Source organism: Pseudomonas sp. NPDC086112 (genome assembly GCF_044746425.1).
Taxonomy (GTDB): Bacteria; Pseudomonadota; Gammaproteobacteria; order Pseudomonadales; family Pseudomonadaceae; genus Aquipseudomonas.
Genome location: NZ_JBIVCD010000027.1, coordinates 37,318 through 61,096 on the forward strand (window position 1 = coordinate 37,318; position 23,779 = coordinate 61,096).

The 23,779-nt window shown below is 60.0% G+C and carries 21 protein-coding genes; 12 read left to right on the forward strand and 9 right to left on the reverse strand.

The features are described from left to right. Positions 1-90: 90 nt before the first annotated feature. From cpdA to ACIPLA_RS18605, 7 genes are all read left to right on the forward strand, one after another. Positions 91-906 carry a 3',5'-cyclic-AMP phosphodiesterase gene (cpdA, locus tag ACIPLA_RS18575; RefSeq protein WP_401174914.1) on the forward strand — a complete coding sequence of 272 codons (816 nt, stop codon included), beginning with the start codon at positions 91-93 and terminating at the stop codon, positions 904-906. 203 nt (positions 907-1,109) lie between these two features. Beyond that, positions 1,110-1,718 (forward strand): YqiA/YcfP family alpha/beta fold hydrolase, encoded by a 609-nt coding sequence (locus ACIPLA_RS18580; RefSeq protein ID WP_401174917.1) that lies wholly within the window; start codon positions 1,110-1,112, stop codon positions 1,716-1,718. 54 nt (positions 1,719-1,772) lie between these two features. Continuing rightward, positions 1,773-3,677 carry a DNA topoisomerase IV subunit B gene (gene parE, locus ACIPLA_RS18585; protein WP_218397171.1) on the forward strand — a complete coding sequence of 635 codons (1,905 nt, stop codon included), beginning with the start codon at positions 1,773-1,775 and terminating at the stop codon, positions 3,675-3,677. Beyond that, positions 3,677-4,666: an esterase-like activity of phytase family protein gene (locus tag ACIPLA_RS18590; RefSeq protein ID WP_401174920.1), complete on the forward strand. Its 990-nt coding sequence runs from the start codon at positions 3,677-3,679 to the stop codon at positions 4,664-4,666. Before parE ends, ACIPLA_RS18590 begins: the two co-directional genes overlap by 1 nt. After that, entirely contained in the window at positions 4,663-5,184 is a 522-nt protein-coding gene (locus ACIPLA_RS18595; RefSeq protein ID WP_218397175.1) for a TIGR02281 family clan AA aspartic protease, read from the forward strand. The genes ACIPLA_RS18590 and ACIPLA_RS18595 overlap by 4 nt, the downstream gene beginning before the upstream one ends. A gap of 10 nt (positions 5,185-5,194) precedes the next feature. Further along, positions 5,195-7,462 carry a DNA topoisomerase IV subunit A gene (gene parC, locus ACIPLA_RS18600; protein ID WP_123500118.1) on the forward strand — a complete coding sequence of 756 codons (2,268 nt, stop codon included), beginning with the start codon at positions 5,195-5,197 and terminating at the stop codon, positions 7,460-7,462. 176 nt (positions 7,463-7,638) lie between these two features. Beyond that, on the forward strand, positions 7,639-8,352 hold the full coding sequence (locus ACIPLA_RS18605) for a membrane integrity-associated transporter subunit PqiC (protein WP_401174924.1): 714 nt from the start codon (positions 7,639-7,641) through the stop codon (positions 8,350-8,352). A 240-nt stretch (positions 8,353-8,592) separates the two neighbouring features. On the opposite strand, the gene ACIPLA_RS18610 is transcribed toward ACIPLA_RS18605, so the two are convergent. Next, the gene (locus ACIPLA_RS18610; RefSeq protein WP_192345995.1) at positions 8,593-10,122 is read right to left on the reverse strand and encodes an AhpA/YtjB family protein; all 1,530 of its coding nucleotides are present in this window, start codon (positions 10,120-10,122) and stop codon (positions 8,593-8,595) included. Positions 10,123-10,256: 134 nt separating this feature from the next. Here ACIPLA_RS18610 and serB point away from each other — a divergent pair, with 134 nt between their 5' ends. Next, positions 10,257-11,471 (forward strand): phosphoserine phosphatase SerB, encoded by a 1,215-nt coding sequence (gene serB, locus ACIPLA_RS18615; RefSeq protein WP_123500121.1) that lies wholly within the window; start codon positions 10,257-10,259, stop codon positions 11,469-11,471. Between the two features lie 119 nt (positions 11,472-11,590). Here serB and ACIPLA_RS18620 read toward each other — a convergent pair whose 3' ends face one another. From ACIPLA_RS18620 to ACIPLA_RS18635, 4 genes are all read right to left on the reverse strand, one after another. Next, entirely contained in the window at positions 11,591-13,381 is a 1,791-nt protein-coding gene (locus ACIPLA_RS18620; protein ID WP_401174927.1) for a molecular chaperone, read from the reverse strand. Positions 13,382-13,614: 233 nt separating this feature from the next. After that, entirely contained in the window at positions 13,615-14,475 is an 861-nt protein-coding gene (gene asd / locus ACIPLA_RS18625) for an archaetidylserine decarboxylase (protein ID WP_401174930.1), read from the reverse strand. An 18-nt stretch (positions 14,476-14,493) separates the two neighbouring features. Next, positions 14,494-15,309, reverse strand: coding sequence for a rhodanese-like domain-containing protein (locus tag ACIPLA_RS18630; RefSeq protein WP_401174932.1), 816 nt, complete (start codon positions 15,307-15,309; stop codon positions 14,494-14,496). A 260-nt stretch (positions 15,310-15,569) separates the two neighbouring features. Next, positions 15,570-17,102 carry an HDOD domain-containing protein gene (locus ACIPLA_RS18635; RefSeq protein WP_401174935.1) on the reverse strand — a complete coding sequence of 511 codons (1,533 nt, stop codon included), beginning with the start codon at positions 17,100-17,102 and terminating at the stop codon, positions 15,570-15,572. A 155-nt stretch (positions 17,103-17,257) separates the two neighbouring features. On the opposite strand from ACIPLA_RS18635, the gene motA reads away from it, so the two are divergent. Further along, positions 17,258-18,109 (forward strand): flagellar motor stator protein MotA, encoded by an 852-nt coding sequence (gene motA / locus ACIPLA_RS18640; RefSeq protein ID WP_008009851.1) that lies wholly within the window; start codon positions 17,258-17,260, stop codon positions 18,107-18,109. Between the two features lie 3 nt (positions 18,110-18,112). Further along, the gene (gene motB, locus ACIPLA_RS18645; protein WP_218397189.1) at positions 18,113-19,141 is read left to right on the forward strand and encodes a flagellar motor protein MotB; all 1,029 of its coding nucleotides are present in this window, start codon (positions 18,113-18,115) and stop codon (positions 19,139-19,141) included. A gap of 42 nt (positions 19,142-19,183) precedes the next feature. On the opposite strand, the gene ACIPLA_RS18650 is transcribed toward motB, so the two are convergent. From ACIPLA_RS18650 to rsgA, 4 genes are all read right to left on the reverse strand, one after another. Then, positions 19,184-19,669 carry a toll/interleukin-1 receptor domain-containing protein gene (locus ACIPLA_RS18650; RefSeq protein WP_218397191.1) on the reverse strand — a complete coding sequence of 162 codons (486 nt, stop codon included), beginning with the start codon at positions 19,667-19,669 and terminating at the stop codon, positions 19,184-19,186. Beyond that, positions 19,669-20,628, reverse strand: a complete 960-nt coding sequence (locus ACIPLA_RS18655) for a caspase domain-containing protein (RefSeq protein WP_401174940.1) — start codon at positions 20,626-20,628, stop codon at positions 19,669-19,671. The genes ACIPLA_RS18650 and ACIPLA_RS18655 overlap by 1 nt, the downstream gene beginning before the upstream one ends. 3 nt (positions 20,629-20,631) lie before the next feature. Next, positions 20,632-21,039 (reverse strand): TIR domain-containing protein, encoded by a 408-nt coding sequence (locus ACIPLA_RS18660; protein ID WP_008009843.1) that lies wholly within the window; start codon positions 21,037-21,039, stop codon positions 20,632-20,634. A 213-nt stretch (positions 21,040-21,252) separates the two neighbouring features. Next, positions 21,253-22,284: a small ribosomal subunit biogenesis GTPase RsgA gene (gene rsgA / locus ACIPLA_RS18665; protein ID WP_007902636.1), complete on the reverse strand. Its 1,032-nt coding sequence runs from the start codon at positions 22,282-22,284 to the stop codon at positions 21,253-21,255. A 107-nt stretch (positions 22,285-22,391) separates the two neighbouring features. Between rsgA and orn the strand changes: the two genes are divergently transcribed. Next, positions 22,392-22,934, forward strand: a complete 543-nt coding sequence (orn, locus tag ACIPLA_RS18670; RefSeq protein WP_008068863.1) for an oligoribonuclease — start codon at positions 22,392-22,394, stop codon at positions 22,932-22,934. Between the two features lie 182 nt (positions 22,935-23,116). Continuing rightward, the gene (locus tag ACIPLA_RS18675; RefSeq protein WP_030128339.1) at positions 23,117-23,728 is read left to right on the forward strand and encodes a trimeric intracellular cation channel family protein; all 612 of its coding nucleotides are present in this window, start codon (positions 23,117-23,119) and stop codon (positions 23,726-23,728) included. The last annotated feature ends 51 nt before the right edge of the window (positions 23,729-23,779 follow it).

Here is a 23,779-nt window from a genome sequence, read left to right on the forward strand (position 1 = left end):
TGCGTCCGGTTCACAGATTTCCTCTTTTGATCGTCCCCCAGCATAATTGCGGCACTTACCCATCCCGTGATCACGCCCTGGGAGAACGCCTTGCCGAGCGTATCCACATTAACCACCGCCGATCCGGCGTTGCTGGTGCAACTCTCCGACAGCCATCTGTTTGCCGAGGCGGACGGGACATTGCTGGGCATGAATACCCGCGACAGCCTGCAACAGGTCATTGAGCTGGTATTGAAGCAGCAACCGCAGATCGATTTGATCATTGCCAGTGGAGATCTTTCCCAGGACGGGACGCTGGAGTCGTATCAGCTGTTTCGTGACCTGACCCGACAGATCGATGCGCCGGCCCGCTGGATTCCCGGTAATCATGACGAGCCGCAGATCATGGCCGTGGCGGCGGTGCAGAGTGCGCTGCTGGAGCCGGTGGTGGATATCGGCAACTGGCGGGTCACGTTGCTCGATTCGGCGGTGCCAGGGTCGGTGCCGGGGTATTTGCAGGATGAGCAATTGCAGTTACTCGCTCGCTCGTTGAGTGAGGCACCGGAGCGGCATCATCTGGTGTGTTTCCATCATCATCCGGTATCGATCGGGTGTGCATGGATGGAGCCCATTGGCTTGCGCAATCCAGAAGCGTTGTTTGCGGTGCTGGATCGCTTTCCACAGGTGCGAGCGGTGTTGTGGGGGCATGTGCATCAGGAAATTGACCAGGTGCGCAACGGTGTGCGCCTGATCGCATCGCCCTCGACCTGTATTCAGTTCGAGCCGGGCAGTGACGATTTCAAGGTGAGCGAGCAGGCGCCGGGGTATCGGTGGTTGCGGTTGTTGCCGGATGGCCAGCTCGAAACAGGCGTTGAGCGCGTCACCGGTTTCGATTTTCAGGTTGATTACGGCTCTAACGGCTACTGATTTATTTGTCATTTCCAAAGACCGAGGCGCGGCCATCGCGGGCAAGCCCGCTCCCACAGGGGATTTGTGAGCGCCTAAGATCCTTGTGGGAGCGGGCTTGCCCGCGATGGTGTTCGCTCAGGCAACCTGATTTCCACGCATATCCCCGATTTTCCCGACACCCTGTAAACTGCGCCTCTTTACCCGACGCACAGGGAGCTCAAATGTCCGGTTCGATCCTTTATATCCACGGTTTCAACAGCGCGCCGGCGTCGAAAAAGGCCTGTCAGTTGATTAATGTGATGGAACGGCTGGGCTTGAGCGATCAGTTGCGTGTGCCGGCCTTGCATCACCATCCCCGCGAGGCCATCGGTCAGCTGGAGCAGGCGATTGCCGAGCTGGGGCGGCCGCTGCTGGTCGGCAGCTCACTCGGCGGCTACTATGCGACTCACTTGGCCGAGCGCCATTGCTTGAAAGCCCTGTTGATCAACCCTGCCGTCAGCCCGCACCGGATGTTCGACGGGTTCCTGGGGACGCAGAAAAATCTGTATACCGATGAGACTTGGGAATTGACCCACGACCACATAACGGCCCTGGCCGAGCTGGAAGTGCCGGCGCCCAAGGATCCGCAGCGGTTTCAAGTATGGTTGCAGACCGGCGACGAAACGCTGGATTATCGCCTCGCCCAGCAGTATTACCGGGCCTGCGCCTTGCGCATCCAGGCGGGCGGCGACCATAGTTTCCAGGGTTTTGCCGAGCAATTGCCGGCAATGCTGAGTTTCGCCGACATCGGCGCAGATTTGTATAAGGCGATTGATTTCACTGCACTGTGATTTGTCGCCTCTTTTTCACCGAACACTCTTTTTACAGGCGGACGACGAGACCCCATGGCCACTCCCAGCGCTAGCTCTTATAACGCAGACGCCATCGAAGTCCTCTCGGGCCTCGACCCGGTGCGCAAACGCCCCGGCATGTACACCGACACCAGTCGGCCGAACCACCTCGCCCAGGAAGTCATCGACAACAGCGTCGACGAAGCCTTGGCCGGGCATGCGACATCGGTACAGGTCATCCTGCATGCCGATCACTCTCTGGAAGTCAGCGATGACGGCCGTGGCATGCCGGTGGACATTCACCCTGAAGAGGGTGTGTCGGGTGTCGAGCTGATCCTCACCAAGCTTCATGCGGGCGGCAAGTTTTCCAACAAGAACTACCAGTTCTCCGGCGGTCTGCACGGGGTGGGTATTTCTGTGGTCAACGCCTTGTCGACCGAAGTCCGGGTGCGTGTAAAACGCGACGGCAACGAATACCAGATGACTTTCGCCGACGGTTACAAAAAGACCGAGCTGGAAGTGGTCGGCACCGTCGGCAAGCGCAATACCGGCACCAGCGTGTTCTTTGCGCCGGACCCGAAGTATTTCGATTCACCGAAATTCTCCATCAGCCGCCTCAAGCACGTGCTCAAGGCCAAAGCCGTTCTGTGTCCGGGGCTGCTGGTCAGTTTTGAAGACAAGGCCACCGGCGAGAAAGTCGAATGGCATTACGAAGACGGCCTGCGCTCCTATCTGGTGGACGCGGTCAGCGAATTCGAACGCCTGCCGGACGAGCCGTTCTGCGGTAGCCTGGCCGGTAACAAAGAAGCGGTCGATTGGGCGTTGCTGTGGTTGCCCGAGGGCGGCGACAGCGTTCAGGAAAGCTACGTCAACCTGATCCCGACAGCCCAGGGCGGTACGCACGTCAACGGTCTGCGTCAGGGCTTGCTCGATGCGATGCGCGAGTTCTGCGAGTTCCGCAGCCTGTTGCCGCGTGGCGTGAAGCTGGCGCCGGAAGACGTCTGGGAACGCATTGCGTTCGTCCTGTCGATGAAAATGCAGGAACCGCAATTCTCCGGTCAGACCAAGGAACGCCTGTCATCCCGTGAAGCGGCCGCTTTCGTTTCCGGTGTGGTCAAGGACGCTTTCAGCCTGTGGCTCAACGCTCACCCGGAAACCGGCATGCTGCTGGCGGAACTGGCGATCAACAACGCCGGCCGTCGTCTGAAGGCCAGCAAGAAGGTCGAGCGCAAGCGCATTACCCAAGGTCCGGCGTTGCCGGGCAAACTCGCCGACTGCGCCGGGCAGGACCCGATGCGTTCCGAGCTGTTCCTGGTGGAAGGTGATTCCGCCGGCGGTTCGGCCAAGCAGGCGCGGGACAAAGAATTTCAGGCGATCCTGCCGTTACGCGGCAAGATTCTGAACACCTGGGAAGTCGACGGCGGCGAAGTGCTGGCCAGCCAGGAAGTGCACAACATCGCCGTGGCCATCGGTGTCGATCCGGGCTCGGCGGACATCGCCCAGCTGCGTTACGGCAAGATCTGCATCCTCGCCGACGCCGACTCCGACGGTCTGCACATCGCCACGTTGCTGTGTGCTTTGTTCGTCCAGCATTTCCGTCCGCTGGTGGATGCCGGTCACGTCTACGTCGCCATGCCGCCGCTGTACCGTATCGACCTGGGCAAAGAAATTTACTATGCCCTGGACGAAGCCGAGCGCGATGGCATCCTCGATCGTCTGGTAGCCGAGAAGAAACGCGGCAAACCACAGGTCACCCGATTCAAAGGTCTGGGTGAAATGAACCCGCCGCAGTTGCGCGAAACCACCATGGACCCGAACACTCGGCGTCTGGTGCAGTTGACGCTGGAAGATTTCGACGCGACCTCGGAAATGATGGACATGCTGCTGGCGAAAAAACGCGCTGGTGATCGCAAGTCCTGGCTGGAGTCCAAGGGCAACCTGGCCGAGGTTCTGGGCTGATGCGATTTGGCTGGGCCCTGGCGTGTGCGTTGCTGCTGACCTCGGTAACGGTTTCGGCGGAGCCTGCGCCCGAGCTGCGCCTGTTATCCGAGCATGCCGTCGACGGCATGCGCGGCGGCAATCTGTCGGGGCTGGCCCAGTGCGGCAAGGACCTGTGGACTGTTTCGGATCGGGACGATGATCAAATCTATCGCCTCGACACCCGCAACAACACCTGGCAAGCCGAAACCGTGCGCATCGACGTACCCGTGGCGCCCGATAGCGGTTTGCCTTGGGGCTTGCGTTCACGGACTTGGGTGGCATCGTTCGTGCGGGGCGGGAACCTGGATTTCGAAGGTATCACCTGCGACAGCGCCGGCAATCGTTACATCGTCAGCGAAGCGCACGCCGCGGTGCTGCAAGTTCCGCCAATCGGGCCTGCGTCCTGGCTGAAAATCTCGCCGATGCTGGTACGCGAAGCACGGGCCAGCGGTATGTTGCTGCACTTCAATGCATTGTTTGAAGGGCTGGCGATCAATCCGGCCGGTGACACGCTGTGGCTGGCCGCCGAACGCGAGCGCCGCGGTTTGCTGATGATCAAGCGCCAGCAAACGGTCTGGGACTGCAAGGGGGGTTGTGTGCTGCTGAGTGAAGCCGGGGTGGAGATGCAACCAACGCAATTTCCCAAGGCCAGAACGCGCTCCCGGGATTTTGCCGATCTGTCATTGTTCGACGGCAAGCTGTTTACCCTTGAGCGCAACGTCTTTCAGGTTTGCCGCCGTGATGCAGTGACAGCCAAGGTGGAGCGCTGCTGGTCGTTTGCCGCCGAGGCCTTGCAGGAAAACCGTCGTTATTCACAGGCCTATGGGCTGGCGGAGGCGTTGATCGTGGACGCCGACGGCGCCTGGATCGGCATCGACAACAATAACGGTGCGCGAGCCGATGGCGAGGTACGCCCGATTGTCTGGCGCTTTGCTGCGCCTGAAGGTGGCTGGAGTGCCAAGCCATGAGTCCGCAACCGCCGGGCAAGCGCGCCGGTCGGGTGTTGATGGTGCTGGCCTGGTGCGCCGCGCTATTTCTGGCGACGCGGTTCTTCGGTCAGTGGGAGGAGCGTCAACAGAATCCCAACACCGTCGTCAGCTCTGAACAGGGCCAAGGCTTTATCGAAGTGAAGCTGATCGGCAACAGCCAGGGGCACTTTGTTGCTACCGGCCAGATCAACGGCCAGCCCGTGGAGTTCATGCTCGATACCGGTGCGACCGATGTGTCGATCCCGGCCGAAATGGCCGAGCGGCTGAAACTGGAAAAAGGCTTTGGGGTGACCCTGAGCACGGCCAATGGCTTGAGCGAGGGCTATCGAACCCGCCTCGACCGGCTGCAATTGGGCGACATCGTGCTGCGTGACGTTCGCGCGCTGGTGGCGCCCGGTTTGCACGGCAATCAGGTGCTGCTCGGTATGAGCGCACTGAACAAACTTGAATTTACCCAGCGCGGTGGCACCATGCTGCTGCGCCAGACAACGAACTGATGAGGCCCGCATGAGCGACTCCCTTGATCTCAGCCTGGACGGTGTAGAACGCCGGTCACTGGCTGACTTCACCGAAAATGCCTACCTCAACTACTCCATGTACGTGATCATGGACCGTGCCTTGCCGCATATCGGCGACGGCCTGAAACCGGTACAGCGGCGCATCATCTATGCGATGAGCGAGTTGGGGCTGGACGCCGATTCCAAACACAAGAAGTCGGCGCGTACCGTCGGTGACGTGCTCGGTAAGTTCCACCCGCACGGCGACTCGGCGTGCTACGAAGCCATGGTCCTGATGGCCCAGCCGTTCAGCTACCGCTACACGCTGGTCGACGGTCAGGGAAACTGGGGTGCGCCGGACGATCCGAAGTCCTTCGCCGCCATGCGGTACACCGAAGCGCGGCTGTCGCGTTATTCCGAAGTGCTGCTCAGCGAACTGGGCCAGGGCACCGCGAACTGGGGCCCGAACTTCGACGGCACGCTGGAAGAGCCTTTGGTGTTGCCGGCCCGTTTGCCGAACATCCTGCTCAACGGCACCACCGGTATCGCCGTGGGCATGGCCACCGACGTACCGCCGCATAACCTGCGCGAAGTCGCGACCGCTTGCGTGCGCTTGCTGGATGAGCCGAAAGCCACGGTCGAGCAGCTCTGCGAACACATCCAGGGCCCGGATTACCCGACCGAAGCAGAAATCATCACGCCGCGCGCCGACCTGCTGAAAATCTACGAAACCGGCAAGGGCTCGGTGCGCATGCGCGCCGTGTACCACATTGAAGACGGCGACATCATCGTCACCGCGCTGCCGCACCAGGTGTCCGGTGCCAAGGTGTTGGAACAGATTGCGGGCATGATGCAGGCCAAGCCCTCCAAGGCTCCGCAGATCGCTGACCTGCGAGACGAGTCCGACCACGAAAACCCGTGTCGCATCGTGATCATTCCCGGTGCCCGCAAAAACTTCGATCACGACGCGCTGATGCAGCACCTGTTCGCCAGCACCGAGCTGGAGTCGAGCTACCGGGTCAACATCAACATCATCGGTCTGGACGGCAAGCCGCAGTTGAAAAACCTGCGGGCCTTGCTGGTCGAGTGGCTGGAGTTCCGGGTGCAGACCGTGCGTCGTCGTCTGCAATTCCGCCTGGACAAGGTTGAGCGTCGCCTGCACCTGTTGGACGGTTTGTTGATCGCTTACCTCAATCTGGATGAAGTGATTCACATCATCCGCACCGAGGAACACCCGAAAGCCGCACTGATCGAGCGTTTCGCCCTGAGCGAAATCCAGGCCGATTACATCCTCGACACCCGTTTGCGTCAGTTGGCGCGACTGGAAGAAATGAAGCTGCGTGCCGAGCAGGATGAACTGCTCAAGGAACAAGCCAAGCTGCAAGCCCTGCTGGGCAGCGAAGCCAAGCTGAAAAAGCTGGTACGCACTGAACTGATCAAGGACGCCGAAACGTATGGCGACGACCGTCGCTCGCCAATCGTCGAGCGTGCAGAAGCCAAGGCCTTGACTGAGCACGATCTGCTGCCGAACGAGAAAGTGACCGTAGTTCTGTCGGAAAAAGGCTGGGTTCGCTCTGCCAAGGGGCACGAAATCGACGCCACCGGGCTTTCCTACAAGGCCGGAGATGGTTTCAAGGCCTTAGCGCCCGGTCGCTCCAACCAGTTTGCGGTGTTTATCGACTCCACCGGTCGCAGTTATTCGGTCGCGGCCCACACCTTGCCCTCGGCCCGAGGCCAGGGCGAACCGCTGACCGGCCGCCTGACGCCGCCGCCAGGGGCGAGTTTCGAATGTGTGCTGATGCCTGAAGACGATTCGCTGTACGTGATCGCCTCCGACGCCGGTTATGGATTCGTGGTCAAGGGTGAAGACCTGCAAGCCAAGAACAAGGCGGGCAAGGCCCTGTTGAGTTTGCCGAACAACGCCAAAGTGATTCTGCCGCGTCCGGTAGCCGATCGTGAGCACAACTGGCTGGCCTCGGTGACCACCGAAGGTCGCCTGCTGATTTTCAAAATCAGCGATTTGCCACAATTAGGTAAAGGAAAAGGGAATAAGATCATCGGGATTTCCGGTGAACGTGTTGCCAGTCGCGAAGAATATGTCACGGACATTGCCGTTTTGCCGGAGGGTGCCACTTTGGTGCTGCAGGCCGGAAAACGTACCTTGTCACTGAAGGCGGACGACCTCGAACACTACAAAGGTGAGCGTGGACGTCGCGGTAACAAACTGCCACGTGGCTTTCAGAGGGTTGATGCGCTGTTCGTCGAAAACCTCAATTAAGCGTCCTAGAGCGCTCGATCTACGATTTAACGCGTAGATCGACGCTTTGCCGCTGGAGTCGGAACGCATATTCACGGATGATATGGCCTTTCAAGCGCCGGCGTAGCCGAGCGTTCTTCATATTTTTTGAGTATTTTCACTGTGGTTAGCCTTGTGGCAGCCACCTGGATGGGACGATGACTGCTCTGCGCCTTCCTTTTATTTTGATGCTCGCCGGCGTTCTTGGCCTGGCGGGTTGCAGCGTTCACCAACCGGTGTCGCTGTATCAGCTGGACAGCGGAAGTCCGGCTCAGCCTGCGCAAAGCGCTGGCATGGCGGTATTGCTGGGCCCGGTAACGGTTGCCGACTATCTGCAACGCGAAACCTTGTTGCAGCGTCAGCCCGATGGCAGCCTGCAAGCTTCGGCTGATGGTCGTTGGGCGGGTAGCCTGTCTTCCGACATCGATCAGCTGTTGCTGCGTCAGGTCGCCGGCCATCTGGACAGCCAGCGCGTTGTCCTGGCACCGGCGACATTAGGCTTCACGCCGGATGTTCAGGTGCTGCTGACGATCACGCGCCTGGACTCGGGTGCATCGCAACCGGCGATCCTTGATGCCCAATGGCGGCTGATTGACCGTCGTGGTCAGGTGCGTGATAACCGCATCATTCATCTGCAGGAACAGCACACCGGCGGGACTGCGGCTCAGGTTCAGGCTCAGGGTGTGTTGCTGCAGCGTCTGGCCGAGCAGCTGTCGACGGCGCTCAAGCCACTGGCGAACCAGCCGCCGATCGCTGAAGCACCTCGCAAGCCAGCTGCCAAACCTGTGGCACCGGCAGCAGCGCCGGAGAAGCAGCCGAAAATCCCGATGGCTTCGCCGATTCGCACGGATATGGAAGTGTTCAGGTTCTAAGCCTGGATTGATCCAAAGCAAAGCCCGCCATTGATGCGGGCTTTGTTGTTTCTGCGGAGTGAGAAATCCAGCGTGGCTGCTGGCCTCTTCGCGGGCAAGCCTCGCTCCTACAGGAATGGGTCAGTCTCTGTTTGCGCGGCCCCGTAGGAGCGAGGCTTGCCCGCGAAGGCGTCGGGACAGGCAATAAAAAGCCCGCAGACGATCACTCATCTGCAGGCTTCTTTACAGCAGGGCTAAGGCTTACGCCCGGCGTTCGTGCATCCGCGCCAGTTGCCGTTCCAGCATCGACGGATAAGGCTCCATCAAGCGCTCTACGCAACATGCACCTTCAGGGCTTGCGATCGGGCGGATCCGCGCACGCTGGCGAATCAGCGCGTCGTCACTGATCTTGCGCTCAACCAGCAGCAGGTTGCGGCTGTGTTGCGACAGGGCCAGTGCATCCTGAGCGGTTTCAGTCAGCAGCAAATCGATCTGGCTCAAGCCGAACAACTCGTCACCCAGCGTCAGACCCAGCTGCAATTGCAGGGTGATGCCGCTGTCGGCGACTTCGATCTGCAACTGATGACCCAAGGCACGCAGCAACTCGCCGCAGCAGATGGCATTGGTCAGGTAATCGTCGCCGCTGTCTTCGGTGTGGAACAGCATCAGCGTGCTGCCATCGTTCAGGGTGTGCAGTTCGCTCTGGTAGAGCGACGCGGCCTGATCGAGGCAATCGCGGTAGCGTTTCAGCAGCTCTTCCAGACGTGCGCGGGGCAGGCGGCGCAATTGATCTTGCGCACCCAGCTGCACGGCCAGTACCGCGCTGTGCTGCGGCAGGTTCGATACCTTCGGTTTTACGACTGGTTTCGGTGTGCTGTCTGTCGCGTCGTCACGCAGATCGGCAAACGGATCTTCGTCGTCCTCATCGTCCTCGACGGTGCTGACTATGCGTCGTGGCGCAGGCTTGAGACCTGCCACCGGTCGGGTTTCATCGAAGCTCGGATCACGCAGGTTGCGCACTTCGAAGGCTGGATCGGTCTCTTCGTCGTCATCGCTGTCGTCGAACTCGGGCTCCGGAACAGGCTCCGGTTCGGCCGGCTCTGGTGCGAAATTGGCGTGTAGCTGACGAGCGAGATCGCCAACTTCATCCTGACGCTCGGTGGCCGGGGTGTATTCGTCGATATTGCGCAGCCACACCCGCAATTGCAGCAGTGGTGTGGAGATATTGCGCCCCAGGCGCAGGCTCAAGGCCAAGGACAGCGCCAACAGAATCGCACTCAGAATGCCCATGCTTTGCAGGCTGATGGTCATCGGCTGCTGAAACTGGTCCATGTCCAGGCTGATGCGCAGTTGCCCGGCGGTCACGTCCTGAAAGGTGATCTTGCTCTGGTACATGCCCTCGGCTTCGCCCAGCAGGCTATGCTTGGGACGCTGACCGGCTTCGGCGAGGATGCGGTTATCCACGCTGTAAATGGCAGCATGGGCCACCAGTTTGTTCTTGGTCAGGTTGTTGAGCAGCACGTTCAGGCTGAGGATGTCATTGGACACCAACAGTTCCGTGGCCGAGGTCGCGGTCTGGGTGGTCAGGCTTTCGCCCAGGGCATCCGCCTGCTCGTGCATGGCCTGCTTGAACTGCAAACCCATCACGCAGGCATAGATCACCAGGGCCAGAGCGACCAGGATCACGTTATGGCTGGCAATGCGCAATGCGATCGGTACACGGCGATGACGCAGTGCCCGGAAGATCAGCAGAAAGAAGTTATCGGTTTTTACTGGCGTGGGCCGGTTCACTTGAGCTCGGCTCTTTGTCCGTGAAGTTGACGCGCAGTATAGCGACAGGCCCTAGGCCGTCAAAGCGCTCGCGGTGCCCGATGGTCACTGAAAATGGGTAGAATGCGGTTTTTTTCCACCTGCGGGGGTGCGCCTTGCGCGAAATCGTCCTGATAAACATCACGGGAGTCGACCGTCCGGGTCTGACTGCGGCCATTACCGGCGTTCTGGCCCAGGGTGGTGTGAACATTCTCGACATTGGTCAGGCGGTGATCCACGACACCCTGTCGTTTGGCATCCTGGTTGAAATTCCCGATACCGAACAAGGTAACTCGGTGCTCAAGGACATCCTGTTCAAAGGCTATGAGCTTGAGCAACAAGTGCGTTTCACGCCGGTGTCCGAAGAGGATTACCAGCAGTGGGTCGGCAATCAGGGCAAGAAACGCCACATCGTCACCCTGCTGACCCGCAAAGTGACCGCCGAGCAATTGCAGCGCGTGAGCTCGATCACCGCCAAATATGGGCTGAACATCGATCATATCGATCGCCTGTCCGGGCGCATGCCGCTGGACACTCCGGCCGACAAAGGCAAAGGCTGCATCGAGTTTTCCGTGCGCGGCGAGGCGGCGGATCCGCAAGCGCTGCGGGCCGAATTCCTCAGCGTCGCTCAAGAATTGAACGTCGACATCGCTTTCCAGGAAGATTCACTGTTCCGCCGTAACCGCCGTCTGGCGGTGTTCGACATGGACTCGACGCTGATCGAAGCCGAAGTCATCGACGAACTGGCCAAGGCCGCCGGTGTGGGCGACCAGGTGTCTGCGATTACCGAGCGGGCGATGGCCGGCGAGCTGGACTTTCGTGCCAGCTTCAAAGAGCGCCTGGCCTTGCTGCAAGGTCTGGACGTCAGCGTGCTGGATTCCATCGGCGCCTCGCTGCGCCTGACCGAAGGCGCCGAAACCCTGTTCGCCGAACTCAAGCGTCTGGGCTACAAGACGGCGATTCTGTCGGGCGGCTTCACCTACTTCGCCAAGCAACTGCAGGCCAAGCTGGGCATCGACTATGTGTTCGCCAACGAACTGGCTGTGGTCGATGGCAAAGTTACTGGCGTGGCAGTCGAGCCGATTGTCGATGCGCAACGCAAGGCGGATCTGCTGCGTGAGCTGGCGCATAAGGAAGGTTTGCGTCTGGAGCAGACGATTGCCGTCGGTGACGGTGCCAACGACCTGCCGATGCTGGCGATTGCCGGGCTGGGTGTAGCGTTCCGTGCCAAGCCGTTGGTCAAGCAATCGGCGAAACAGGCGATTTCCACCCTTGGGCTGGACGGTGTGCTGTATCTGCTGGGCTTCCGGGATCGCGACGGGCAGCTCTGAGTTTCAGGTTGTCTGGGCGGGCCTCTTCGCGGGCAAGCCTCGCTCCTACAGGGTTTGCGCGGACCCGTAGGAGCGAGGCTTGCCCGCGAACGCATCACCGCCGATCAAATGCCGGACGCTCAAAGCGACTTCCACAACGAATCAAATTCTTCCGCTACCCCGACCACGCCGCTCCCCGCGGCGTTTTCGTTTCTGGCGGTTTCAAGCGAACGGTAGGCAAACTGATTGAAGCTGTTGGTGCTCGCCACCCGACGCTCCAGCCCGGCCCGGCGTTCCTCGCCGTTGGTATTGATCAACACCTTATTGCCTTCCTGGAACGGCAGGCGCGGCGTGAGCAGGGTGGCCGGCAGGTCGATGGCACTGATGGCGGGCAGCAACAGCCCACGCAAGTACTGGCTGTGCTCGTCGTGGGAGCGTATCAGCTGCAGGCCGCAGGGTTCGGCGCAAGGCGCGACTTGCTCGATACCCATCTGCGTGCCGCCGCCCCGCACCTGGCGGATCCAGCGCACCACTGCAATGCTCCAGCCTTGACCGGCGACATCCTCGATACCGACCATTTCGCCAGCCTGTAGCTCGGCGGGCACCGCGCCGGGCCAGGCCAGGCAATAGCCGCCAGGACTGTGATTGATCACCGGCAGCGCATAGATCGGGAAATGCTGCTGGCGGTCGGATGCCTCGTGGCTGTCATCGTTTTGAAGGTGCGGGTATTCGATCTCTTCGTAGGGCAGCAGCGTGTCTGCCGTGCCATGAGGGGCGGCGTCGAAGGCGTGGCGCCATTGGTCTTTGGCGCGAGCTGTCGGGTCGGTCGCCGAGAACTGCGCGGGGCGGGCGCCGGGTTTTTTCAGGATGTCGTTGAACGAGCGTTGCCCGCCCAGATAAAAGTGCAAAGCGCTCATACCCACGCACAGGGTCAACGTGCCGTGGCCGACAGTGCGCTGGAAACTGCGCTCGGCGGCCTGGCCCCAGGCGGCATGCAGGTGTTGCAGCGTATCCAGATTCAGCCCCGCCGGCACGGGCAACGGCGAGACCTTGTCGGCCGACTGCTGCAGATGGTTTTCGATGGCCATGACCAAGGGTTGCGGGTCGATCCCCAGCAAACGCTCCTGTTGTTCGGCGAGGAATTTGGAGCGGTAGCGCGGCCCGGTGTCGAGATCCGGGGCGATGGCAAACAGCCCGTTGTCCAGTTTGGCCGGTTGCAGCTTGATCCACTGGCTCCAGGGTTCGAGCACCTCGGCGAGCCGGGCGATCTGGTTCTGGCGCAGCTGATTGCAGCGTGAAGCACCCAGCAGAAGGGCGACGACATAGGTTTGCTCGATGCTCAGCTTTTGCGTCTGGCTGGCCAGTTCATCGCGCACACTCAGATTTTGCAGTTGGAACTGACAGCCAATCCGATACAGCTGATGCAGTTCCAGCCACAGGTTTTCGGGCACCGGGCAATAGAGTTCAGTGGCGCGGATCAATGCGCCGTTCAGGCAATGGATTGCCCGCTGCAAAGCCTGGGTCAGCAGCGGCGCGCGATCCTTAGTGAAGCGCGGCGTGACGCGAATGACGATTTGCTTGTAGCCGATCGCTAAGTGGCTCTGCAGCGCCTGGCAAAGGTTGGCGATCTTGCGCGAGCGCTCGTCGAGCACAATGGTCTGATGCAGGAAATGCCGCTCCAGGTGCTTGCAGACGTAATACACCTCGGGCCGCAGCAGTTCGAGCAATTGCAGGCGATTGTCGCTGGGGGTGAGCAGTTGATTAAGTTCGCTCAAGCCTTGATACAACTGGCGAGCGGTTTCGCCGATGTTGGCTTTGGGCAGGTTGGCGATCCAGCGCTTGAGGTCGCGAGGCGTGGCTTCGCAGAAAGACAGACGCGACTGCGTCGGGATTGGTGCGCGTAGCAGCAAGACAGGATTGGTCTCATTCATGCCGTAGACAAACTCCGACCGGGAAATGGGCAGTGAATGACTTGACTGTAGCAGCTATGAGCGCTGGAGGGAGTATCGCGATATCTGCGTCACGCTTGCCTTCGTAGGAGCTGCCGAAGGCTGCGATCTTTTTTCGGAGCGCGCCGAAGATCAAGATCAAAAGATCGCAGCCTTCGGCAGCTCCTATGGAGAAATGCGCCGCCCGGAAGAAATTCGGGGCGGCGGGCCCGGGATCAGGCGCTTGGCAAGCCGATGCTCTGACCCATCTGCACTGGCGAAAGAGCGCCCAGTCCTTCAGCCCATTTCACTTGATCCGGCCCGAACAGCACGACAGCCGTAGAGCCGAGTTTGAAGCGACCCAGCTCCGCGCCTTTTTCCAGATGGATCGGCGCACGGGCGGCTTCATCGTAACGGAAGGTTTTCAGCTCGCGTTTTGGCGGCGTGATCAGCCCGGCCCAGACAGTTTCGATCGACGCCACAATCATCGCACCCACCAGCACTACGGCCATCGGGCCACGTTCGGTGTCGAAAATGCACGCCACACGCTCGTTGCGCGCGAACAGCTCCGGTACGTTTTCAGCGGTGGTCTGGTTGACCGAGAAGATGCGGCCTGGGATGTAGATCATCTCGCGCAGAGTGCCGGCCAGCGGCATGTGCACGCGGTGGTAATCCTTGGGCGACAGGTAAATGGTGGCGAAGTCACCGCCCATGAATGGCGCTGCGTTGGCCGCGTCACCCCCCAGCAGTTCCAGCACGCTGAAGCTGTGGCCCTTGGCCTGGAAAACGCGACCGTGTTCGATCGGGCCGAGCTGGCTGACGGCGCCATCGGCCGGGCTGAGGATCGCGCCTGGGGTTGGGTCCAGCGGGCGAGCGCCGTCTTTCAAGGCACGAGTGAAGAATGCATTGAAGTGCTCGTAAGCCGTCAGGTCTTCGACCAGTGCCTGGGACATGTCCACTTGATAACGCTTGGCGAACCAGGCGGTAAGGGCGTTCTTGAACCAGCGCACGCGGCATTCGGCAATGCAGCCGGCCAGTCGCGAGAGCAAGTGATGGGGCAGCAGGTATTGGCTGAGGATAAACAAACGCTTATTCATTAACTGTCCTTAAAAACCTTAAATCTCTACGGGCGTGTCGGGATGGTTGCCCCATTCGCCCCAAGAGCCGGCGTAGCCTTTGACTCGCGGATAACCGAGCGACTTGGCTACTAGATACGTGAAGCCAGAACGGTGGTGAGTCTGGCAGTGGGTAATGACTTCTTTGTCTTTGGTTATACCGAGTTGTTCCAGGATTTTTGGCATGTCGGTGCGGATGCGCAGGTTGCGTGCCTGATCCATGCCGGCTGTCCATTCGAAATTGACCGCGCCCGGAATGTGCCCGCCCTTGGCCGCCAGCACTTTCTCGCCGGAGTATTCCAGCGGCCCGCGTGCGTCCCAGATCGCCAGGTCAGCGGCACCGAGACGGCTTTGCAGGTATTCGCGGGTGGCGGTGGGTTCGTCGTGCAGCGTCAGGGCGACTGGTCCACCGACCGCTGGCGGGATCTGGATCGACATGGGCATACCTTCCGCCAGCCAGGCCTTCAGGCCACCATCGATATAGTGATACTTGCTGTGGCCGATGACATCCAGCAGCCAGATAAAGCGCCCGGCCCAACCGCCGCCTTCGTCGTCATAGACGACATAGACCGCATCGGGGTTGTGCCCCAGTTCGCCGAACAATGCTTCAAGCGCGGCTTGGGTCGGCAGCAGGCCTGGCGCAGGCGCCTGACCCAGTTGAGTGCGTTTTGGATCGACAAAGCGTGCCCCGGGGATATGCCCTGCGGCATAGCGGGCGCTGCTGGTCAGGTCCACCAGAATCAGTTCGCGGGAGTCGAGACGCGGGAGCAGGTCGCTCGGCTCGATCACCAGCGCCAAGCCAGAGAAGTCAGACATGTGAGGTCTCCAGAGCACAAAGGGGAGGATTGTAGCGCAGCGTCATGAGGGCCTGTTATCAGTTATTTCGGCGCAGGAAATAACTGAATCTGTGGCGAGGGGGCTTGCCCCCGTTCGGCTGCGAAGCAGTCGCAAATCCGCTGCATGCGGTGTGCCTGGGTAGAACGAGGTTGCAGGTTTTGGGACTGCTTCGCAGTCCAGCGGGGGCAAGCCCCCTCGCCACAGGTCTTGATCTTCACTTAACTGACTGGCATCAGCCCCTAGCGCTGGCTAAAACTGTGCAGGGCTTTTTCAATGCACTGCGCGGTTTTGCCGAACGCCTGCACGGTGATTTCCGAGAACGGCCCGCCGCCCTGATCCGCCACCACGATCATGATCACCCGACCATTGTTGACCAGGGAGCGCAGCAGCAGGTGTTCACCGCTGAACTGTGAACGCAGGCTCGCCGGCAACAGGGCCGAGAATTGGGCGTTGTTGGCTGGCGTCAGGCGCACCTGGGCCTGTTGTGCGAGCAGACGCTGCAGCACCGCACTCTGGCTGACCACCAGGTTCAGGCCGGCCACTTCTTTGGGCAGCCCGGCAATCTGGTGCACCCGCAGACTGGCGTGTGTGCGATCGGCCATCAGGATCATCACTCGCCGCATGCCACACGCCACCAGGGCGTCTCGGGCCGATGTGGTCAAGTGCATGGCATTGGTAAACCGGCTCGGCTCCACCAGCAATTCGGCGCATTGTTTACGCCACTTCGCCAGGTCTTCGGCGGTGGGCGCCGGGGCCGGCAGCAAGCCGGCGTGAACGCGGTTCATGCCCGCCGGCCAGATCAATGTTTCGGCTGGGTGCCAGAGGTCCGGCATGGCATGTTGCCGGGCGCTGTTGGCAGCCTGTTGGTGCAACTGTTGCTGCACTTCATCCATCGGCATTTGCAGATAAAGGCTGGTCAGGTACTGCCAGCGTTCACAGTGCGGACTGTCCCAGGCCTGTTGTGCCGACAACGCCAGACCATTGGCCAGCAGCACGGTGTTGGCGGGCTGATTAAGCCAGCGCCGCAACGTCGGGTCGTCATCGAGACGATTCTGTTGGCGTAGCGGGTGATCATCGTCCCGTGCAATGCGCAGGACTTTCACCAGTTCGCGTTGTTCATTGAGCAGCAGCCGATAACCCTGCTGGACCCAGATCGGCAAACGCCAGACATCCACCAGCGCCATACAGATTTCCAGCAGACGCACGCCGAACAATTGCTTTTCGACTTTGCGCGCCGACTCGCCTTTATGGATGACCCGCAGTTCCCATTCTTCAAGCATCTGCGGATGGGTCAACGCCATGGGCCACAGTGGCGAAAGAAACAGCAGGCTGCCCCAGTGGATGTCCTGCCACAACCGCGCCAGGCGACTGGCAAAAAAACCATTGGCCTGTTGAGTGGCGTGCTGACTGATCAGCTGAAGCTGGCGCAGGGCAACGGGGATCTGCGATTGGGGTTCGGCGGGCAAGCGCTCGAGCAATTCTTCGGTGCGTTTCAAACCGAGGCGATTAATTGCCACTTCAAGATTTTCAGCGGGCGTGGCCATGCTGCCATGAGTGTGGCGATTGGCTTCGCGAATCACACTCAAGGCCAGGGCCGGGCTGTCCTGCATCATTTCGGCAATGTCGCGCAGCGAGCTGCGGCTATCGCGGATGGCTTTGCAGACGCGGTCGTGACTGGCTTGCGGAACCGGCAGGCGCACACCATCGAGCAGCTTGACCCAGCCTTCGAGCGTGGTCGGTTTTGGCGTTGGGACGTTCGTTTCGTTAGCCATGTCTGGACGCTGCTTTACCTATCCCTGCGTGGGCCAAATTGGCTTTTCGCCTTATCTGGCTATAGTCTGGCGCAGTTTTGCCGATAAGGAGAAGAAGAGATTTTTTAACTTCCGAATATGACCTTGAACCCGACTCAGTAAGTGCTCTCCTACCTATGGCTAAAATTATCGGCATCATCGTCGTATTCGCGAGCGTGCTCGGCGGATACGTGCTTTCCCACGGCAAGATTGCCGCCCTCATTCAGCCTTTCGAGGTGATGATTATCGGTGGCGCGGCCCTTGGTGCATTCCTGCAGGCCAACCCCGGTCATATGACGATGCACGTGCTCAAGAAGTCTTTGGGCATGTTCAGTTCGCGTTTCAACCACACCTTCTACCTGGAAGTGTTGGGGCTGATTTACGAGATCCTCAACAAGAGTCGTCGCGAAGGCATGATGGCAATCGAAGGCGACATCGAAGATGCCGCCGCGAGCCCGATCTTCGCCAAGTACCCGGCAGTCCTGAAAGATGACCGCATGACGGCGTACATCTGCGATTACCTGCGCATCATGTCCTCCGGCAACATGGCTCCCCATGAGCTTGAAGGCTTGTTCGACATGGAACTGACCAGCCTCAAGGAAGACCTGGATCACCCCTCCCACGCCGTCAACGGCATCGCCGATGCCATGCCGGGTTTCGGTATCGTTGCGGCGGTATTGGGTATCGTGGTGACCATGGCTTCGCTGGGTGAAAGCGACCAGAAAATGATTGGCTTGCACGTAGGTGCGGCTCTGGTAGGTACCTTCTTCGGTATTCTCGCGGCCTATGGTTTCTTTGGCCCGCTGGCCCACGCTCTGGGCCACGATGCCAAGGAAGAACTGAACGTCTACGAAGCCATCAAGGCCTCGCTGGTGGCTTCGGCTTCCGGCATGCCGCCATCGCTGGCAGTGGAATTCGGTCGCAAGGTTCTGTACCCGGCGCACCGTCCTAGCTTCGCTGAGCTGGAACAAGCGGTTCGCGGTCGCTAAGTCATGGAAAATAACCAGCCGATAATCATCAAGCGCGTCAAAAAGTACGCGGGCGGGCATCACGGGGGCTCCTGGAAAATCGCCTTCGCGGACTTCGCGACGGCGATGATGGCGTTCTTCCTGGTGTTGTGGCTGTTGTCCACGGCAACGCCGGAACAGAAGATCGCCATTGCCGGTTACTTCAAGGACCCGGTCGGTTTCAGCGAAAGCGGCACGCCATACATCATCGATCTGGGCGGCTCGCCGACCCTGGCACCGGAGAACACCCTCAACCCCGAGGTGAAATCCCAGCCTCAGCCGGACAAGGTGACTATCGACTCCGAACAGGTCGAAGGCATGGCCGAGCAGGTTGAGAAAGAGCGCCTGGAATTGCTGCTGCAAGAGTTGCAGAACAAGGTCGAAGAAAACCCGCAGTTGCAGAAGTTCAAGGACCAGATTCTCTTCGAAATCACCCAGGACGGTTTGCGTATCCAGATTGTGGACGCCGAAAACCGCCCGATGTTCGACTCCGGCAGTGCGCGTCTGAAGCCGTATTTCGAAGACATCCTGCTGGCCATGGCCGACACCATCAAAGCGGTGCCGAACAAGATCAGCATCAGCGGCCACACCGATGCCAAGCCGTACTCGGGCACCGGCGACTTCGGCAACTGGGAACTCTCGGCCAACCGTGCGAACGCGGCTCGCCGTGCATTGATCGCCGGCAGCTATCCGGACGCTCAAGTAGCGCGAGTCGTGGGTTATGCCTCGTCGGCGCTGTTCGACCGGGAAAACCCGTTCAACCCGGTCAACCGCCGCATCGACATCGTCGTGCTGACCAAGAAAGCCCAGCGTGCCATCGAAGGTTCGCAAGGTGTAGAACCTGCGCCAGTGCCGACGCAAGGGCAGGGCGGCCCGGGCGAAGTGCCCACGCCGCCAGCCGATCCGAATGCCTTGCCGGCGGATAAGGAACCGTTGCCGGCGCATGAGCTTCGTGAGCGGTTGAATCTGTTTGATGATCCGGTGCCGAAGCCGGGTGAGCCACGGAAGCAGTGACCCACGAAAAAGCCGCGAATGATCGCGGCTTTTTTGCGCCTGTCAGAAACCACGTCGGATGCGGTTCTTGAGTTGGTCATGGAACAACTCGGCGTTGCCTCTGTAGGTGCGGTAAAGGGATTCGTTGATCGAGCCCAGCGTCATTGAGCGCTTGGTCGCCACTTCTTCACGATAGGCATCAATGAAAAACTCCAGATCCTTGTCGGTGCTGAGCTTTGGCCATTTATCGAGGTACAGCGGCAGTTCCGCCGGTCCGGTCTTGAATGAGCATATCCGTCGGTTGCTGATGGTCGCTTCACCGATTTCGAACGGCACCCACCACGACAGCGCGGTCTTGTCCGAGACTATCGCCAGCAGGTGCGTGCACTCGGTGATGTTGCGGGTGATGACCCCGGTGATGTCGTCAGTGGTCTGTGATTCCGGATCCAGCACGTCGAAATAGGTCTTGATGTTGGCCCGAATCAGACGGGTGCTGATGGCGATGGCGTGGGACCGATCGGTATGGCGGTAGCTGATAAACACTGGCATCAGAAATGTCCCTTGATTGCGAGTTCACGGTAATAGGCGCCGAGGGCGGTGAGGCGGCAACCGGTGGAATGGATGGCGGCGTAGTACATGTGTTCGGCGTCCATCGGTTCGATCAGGCTGTGGCGATTGCACTTTTGCAGTTGGGCGAAGACTTCGCCGTGTTCTGGATTGAACGTGGCTTCGGTAGGTTCGTAGCTCGGATCGAGGGCAAACATTGATTCCGCCTCTTCGAACCAGTCGGGCAGTTTGCGCAGAATCTCTTTAGGGATCAGCGGCGAGACTTCTCGCAATGAAATGAACTGCGACACATTGGTCTTGAATACCGGGCGCTGTTCCCACGCGTCGAGAGCGTTGTCGACGAAGGAATAGAGGCTGCCGGGGGTGATCTTTCCCAATATGTTTGCGGCGCCGCCGTGCAGTGCTTGCAGCAACAGCCCTGTGAAGACGCCGTGGTTGGCGCCTTCCATCGCAGGCTCTGCTTTTTTGCACGCGGTGAGAATGGTCATGCCTTCACACACCATGCTGCTTTCGCTGCGCAGCGCCCGCACTTCGCCCGCCGAGCCCGCCTGGCAGCAGTCGAGAATAATCACTTTGTTTTTGATTTTTACGGCTTTGGTCGCCCAATTCAGGATGTCGCTGATGCGAATTCCATCCTTGGCGGATTTGTAGTCCTGGGGGATCAGCATGCCTTCATCCGTATCGACGTCGAAGTTGCCGTGTCCGGCGAAATACAACAGTGCAACGCTGCAATCGCCTGAAAACAATTCCTGGATATGCCCTTCGAGCTTTTCGCGGCTCAGATAATCTTCGGCGGAGGTCAGGACCAGGTTCTTGAAATTCGGATCGCCATTGGCGTCGGTTTTAAGCACCGAAGCCATGGCCATCGCGTCATTGTTGCAGCCACTTAATTGCGAAACATGGCTGTAGTTATTGATCCCGATGAACAGTCCCTTGCGCATGGTTCAGCCCGCCGCGTGAGTGCGAATGGCATCGATGATGCTGTTGGTGTTCCACGCACACTCCGCGTGCGCCGCCCGGCGTACCACCGTGGAAATCCGTTCGGCGCCAAACGGCTTTATCGCAATGATGACCTTGCCCATTCGCCTGGCGATCTCGATTTCCTTGTTGATCCACTTGCTGTAGGTCGAATACATCCCCGCCATGATCAGCACTGCCGAGCAGAGCCGAATCTTGTTTTCGATGGCTTCTTCAAGTTGTTTGTCGGTTTTCGCGCCGATGATCGGGTTGTCCGGTGGCACCGAAAAATTCTTGAACGTGAAGCCGGGCTTCGCATTGAGCAGGCGAACCAGATTGTCGTGGGCGTCTGAGTAGTTCCACGAGTGGCTGATGAACAAGTGATAGGTTTGCATGGCTGTCCCTCGGTATCGCCAGAGATGCGATGAGGGCTCGAATGTATGCACTTGAGTGGCCGCAACAAGGCCTTGGCGGTTAAAGAGACGCGTCCTTCAGGCAGGCGCGAAGAAACCTTACAGAGAGGTCTGACGTTTAACTGAGGGAGTTTTTGCAGGACGCCACGAACGACCTACCGCCCCGTAATAGTCAGGGGCGGTTGGCACGTCTGTTTAATAGCTGCTTTCCGGCAAACTGGCGATGATCGAGCGGTAGCTGTTCATCCGCTGCTGCTGCACGCGGCCTTCTTCCAATGCCTTGAGCAAGGCGCAACCCGGCTCGCGGTCGTGCTTGCAGTCGCGGAAGCGGCAGGTGCCGATCAGGTCGTTGAACTCGATGAAGCCGGCTTCGACGTCGGCACGGCTGACGTGACCCAGGCCAAACTCGCGGATACCCGGGGAGTCGATCAACTCACCGCCACCGGGGAAGTGGAACAGTCGCGCGGTGGTGGTGGTGTGGGTGCCTTGGCCCGACAGCTCGGACAGCGGGCCGACGCGGGTATCGACTTCCGGCAGCAGGCTGTTGACCAGCGACGACTTGCCAACGCCGGATTGGCCGACGAACACGCTGATGTGCCCGTCCAGCTGCTTTTGCAACTGTTCCATGCCATTACCGTGGTGGGCCGACACTTCCAGCACCGGGTAACCCAGCGTGCGGTAAACCGCCAGCAAGGCATTCAGCGCCGGGGCGTTCTGCTCGTCGATCAAGTCGAATTTGTTCAGCAACAGCAACGGCCGAATACCGGCGTGTTCCGCAGCGACCAAGTAACGGTCGATCAGGTTGGCGTGAGGCTCGGGCAGCGGCGCGAAGACGATCACGATCAGGTCGACGTTAGCTGCCACCGGCTTGAGCTGGCCACGGCTGTCGGGACGGCAGAGCTCGGTTTTGCGCGGCAGTTGCGCCACGATCACGCCGATGCCCTGGTTGCCGGCACGCCATACCACCTGATCGCCGGTCACCAGCGCTGGCAGGTTGGCGCGCAAATGGCAGCGGAACACCTGGCCAGCCAATTCGCCATCGAGGGCCTCGACTTCGACCTGCACACCGAAGTGCGCGATCACCAGGCCCGTCTGTTCCGGACCCAGGTCGCCGCCTTCGAGTGCCTCGACAGCCGAGGACTCGCGTTTGGCGGCGCGGGCAGCGCGCTCGCCCTGAATCTTTTCGATGCGCCAGTTTTGACGACGATTAAGTTGGCGTTTGGCCATGGGTGTTCCGTATCGAGAATGCAGCGATTAGGTAAAACGGCCGCGAGTTTAGCACGCCCGGTGGCCTCCCTAGGCTAAACTGCGCACCTACGCCGAGGAGCCGACTCATGCAAAACCCGCTGAACCTGATCTGGATCGACCTGGAAATGACCGGTCTGAACCCTGATACCGATGTCATCATCGAGATGGCCACTATCGTCACCGACAGTAATTTGAACACCTTGGCCGAAGGTCCGGTGATCGCCATTCATCACAGCGACGAGATCCTCGCCGGCATGGACGAGTGGAATACCCGTCAGCATGGCGGCTCCGGGCTGACCCAACGGGTTCGCGACAGCCGCATCAGCATGGCCGAAGCCGAAGCCGAGACCATCGCCTTCCTGGAAAAATGGGTGCCGAAGGGCAAGTCGCCGATCTGTGGCAACAGCATCTGCCAGGATCGTCGCTTCCTTTATACCCACATGAAATCGCTGGAAAGCTACTTCCACTACCGCAACCTCGACGTGTCGACCCTTAAAGAACTGGCCGCGCGCTGGGCACCGGACGTGCGCGACAGCTTCAAGAAGGGCAGCACCCACCTGGCCCTGGACGACATCCGCGAATCGATCGCCGAGCTGCAGCACTACCGCAAGAATTTCATCAAGTTCTGATTGGGTGGTGTGTCTGTTCTGACGCCTTCGCGGGCAAGCCTCGCTCCTACGGGACCTGCGTTGTACCTGTAGGAGCGAGGCTTGCCCGCGAAGAAGGCGACGCGGTCTATTTGAATGTGTGCCCCCTTTTGGTGCCGGCCCTAAATGGCTAGACTGCGCGCCTTTCTGCCAGGACCGCCACCATGTTGCTGATGCTCTATCTGATCGCCATCACTGCCGAAGCCATGACGGGCGCCCTGTCTGCGGGGCGTCGCGGCATGGACTGGTTTGGTGTGGTGCTGATTGCGTGTGTCACCGCACTGGGCGGCGGTTCGGTACGCGACGTGCTGCTCGGCCACTACCCGCTGACCTGGGTCAAACACCCGGAATACCTGGTGCTGACTTCCGTCGCGGCGATGCTGACGATCTTCATTGCCCGCTGGATGCGCCACCTGCGTTCGCTGTTTCTGGTGCTCGATGCGGTGGGCCTGGTAGCGTTCACCCTGATCGGCTGCATGACGGCCCTGGAAATGGGCCACGGCATGCTGGTGGCCTCGGTCAGCGGTGTGATCACCGGCGTGTTTGGCGGCATCTTGCGGGACATCTTCTGCAACGACATCCCGCTGATCTTCCGCCGCGAGCTCTACGCCAGCGTCTCGTTTGCCGCGGCATGGTGCTATCTGCTCTGCATCTACCTGCAATTACCCGGTGAACAGGCGATCCTGATCACCCTGTTCGGCGGCTTCCTGCTGCGCTTGCTGGCGATCCGTTTCCATTGGGAAATGCCCAAGTTCGTTTATAACGACGAGGCCTGACACGGTCTCTGTAGCAGCTGCCGAAGGCTGCGTTCGAGGCCGCAGGACTCG

Coding starts and splice junctions, on each gene's coding strand:
- orn (WP_008068863.1), top strand. CDS start 22,392: ATGCAAAACCCGCTGAACCTGATCTGGATCGACCTGGAAATGACCGGT.
- ACIPLA_RS18655 (WP_401174940.1), bottom strand. CDS start 20,628: ATGCGCAAGGGACTGTTCATCGGGATCAATAACTACAGCCATGTTTCG.
- ACIPLA_RS18660 (WP_008009843.1), bottom strand. CDS start 21,039: ATGCAAACCTATCACTTGTTCATCAGCCACTCGTGGAACTACTCAGAC.
- rsgA (WP_007902636.1), bottom strand. CDS start 22,284: ATGGCCAAACGCCAACTTAATCGTCGTCAAAACTGGCGCATCGAAAAG.
- ACIPLA_RS18630 (WP_401174932.1), bottom strand. CDS start 15,309: ATGTCTGACTTCTCTGGCTTGGCGCTGGTGATCGAGCCGAGCGACCTG.
- ACIPLA_RS18675 (WP_030128339.1), top strand. CDS start 23,117: ATGTTGCTGATGCTCTATCTGATCGCCATCACTGCCGAAGCCATGACG.
- asd (WP_401174930.1), bottom strand. CDS start 14,475: ATGAATAAGCGTTTGTTTATCCTCAGCCAATACCTGCTGCCCCATCAC.
- ACIPLA_RS18590 (WP_401174920.1), top strand. CDS start 3,677: ATGCGATTTGGCTGGGCCCTGGCGTGTGCGTTGCTGCTGACCTCGGTA.
- ACIPLA_RS18580 (WP_401174917.1), top strand. CDS start 1,110: ATGTCCGGTTCGATCCTTTATATCCACGGTTTCAACAGCGCGCCGGCG.
- ACIPLA_RS18605 (WP_401174924.1), top strand. CDS start 7,639: ATGACTGCTCTGCGCCTTCCTTTTATTTTGATGCTCGCCGGCGTTCTT.
- parC (WP_123500118.1), top strand. CDS start 5,195: ATGAGCGACTCCCTTGATCTCAGCCTGGACGGTGTAGAACGCCGGTCA.
- ACIPLA_RS18595 (WP_218397175.1), top strand. CDS start 4,663: ATGAGTCCGCAACCGCCGGGCAAGCGCGCCGGTCGGGTGTTGATGGTG.
- motB (WP_218397189.1), top strand. CDS start 18,113: ATGGAAAATAACCAGCCGATAATCATCAAGCGCGTCAAAAAGTACGCG.
- parE (WP_218397171.1), top strand. CDS start 1,773: ATGGCCACTCCCAGCGCTAGCTCTTATAACGCAGACGCCATCGAAGTC.
- ACIPLA_RS18650 (WP_218397191.1), bottom strand. CDS start 19,669: ATGCCAGTGTTTATCAGCTACCGCCATACCGATCGGTCCCACGCCATC.
- ACIPLA_RS18620 (WP_401174927.1), bottom strand. CDS start 13,381: ATGAATGAGACCAATCCTGTCTTGCTGCTACGCGCACCAATCCCGACG.
- motA (WP_008009851.1), top strand. CDS start 17,258: ATGGCTAAAATTATCGGCATCATCGTCGTATTCGCGAGCGTGCTCGGC.
- ACIPLA_RS18635 (WP_401174935.1), bottom strand. CDS start 17,102: ATGGCTAACGAAACGAACGTCCCAACGCCAAAACCGACCACGCTCGAA.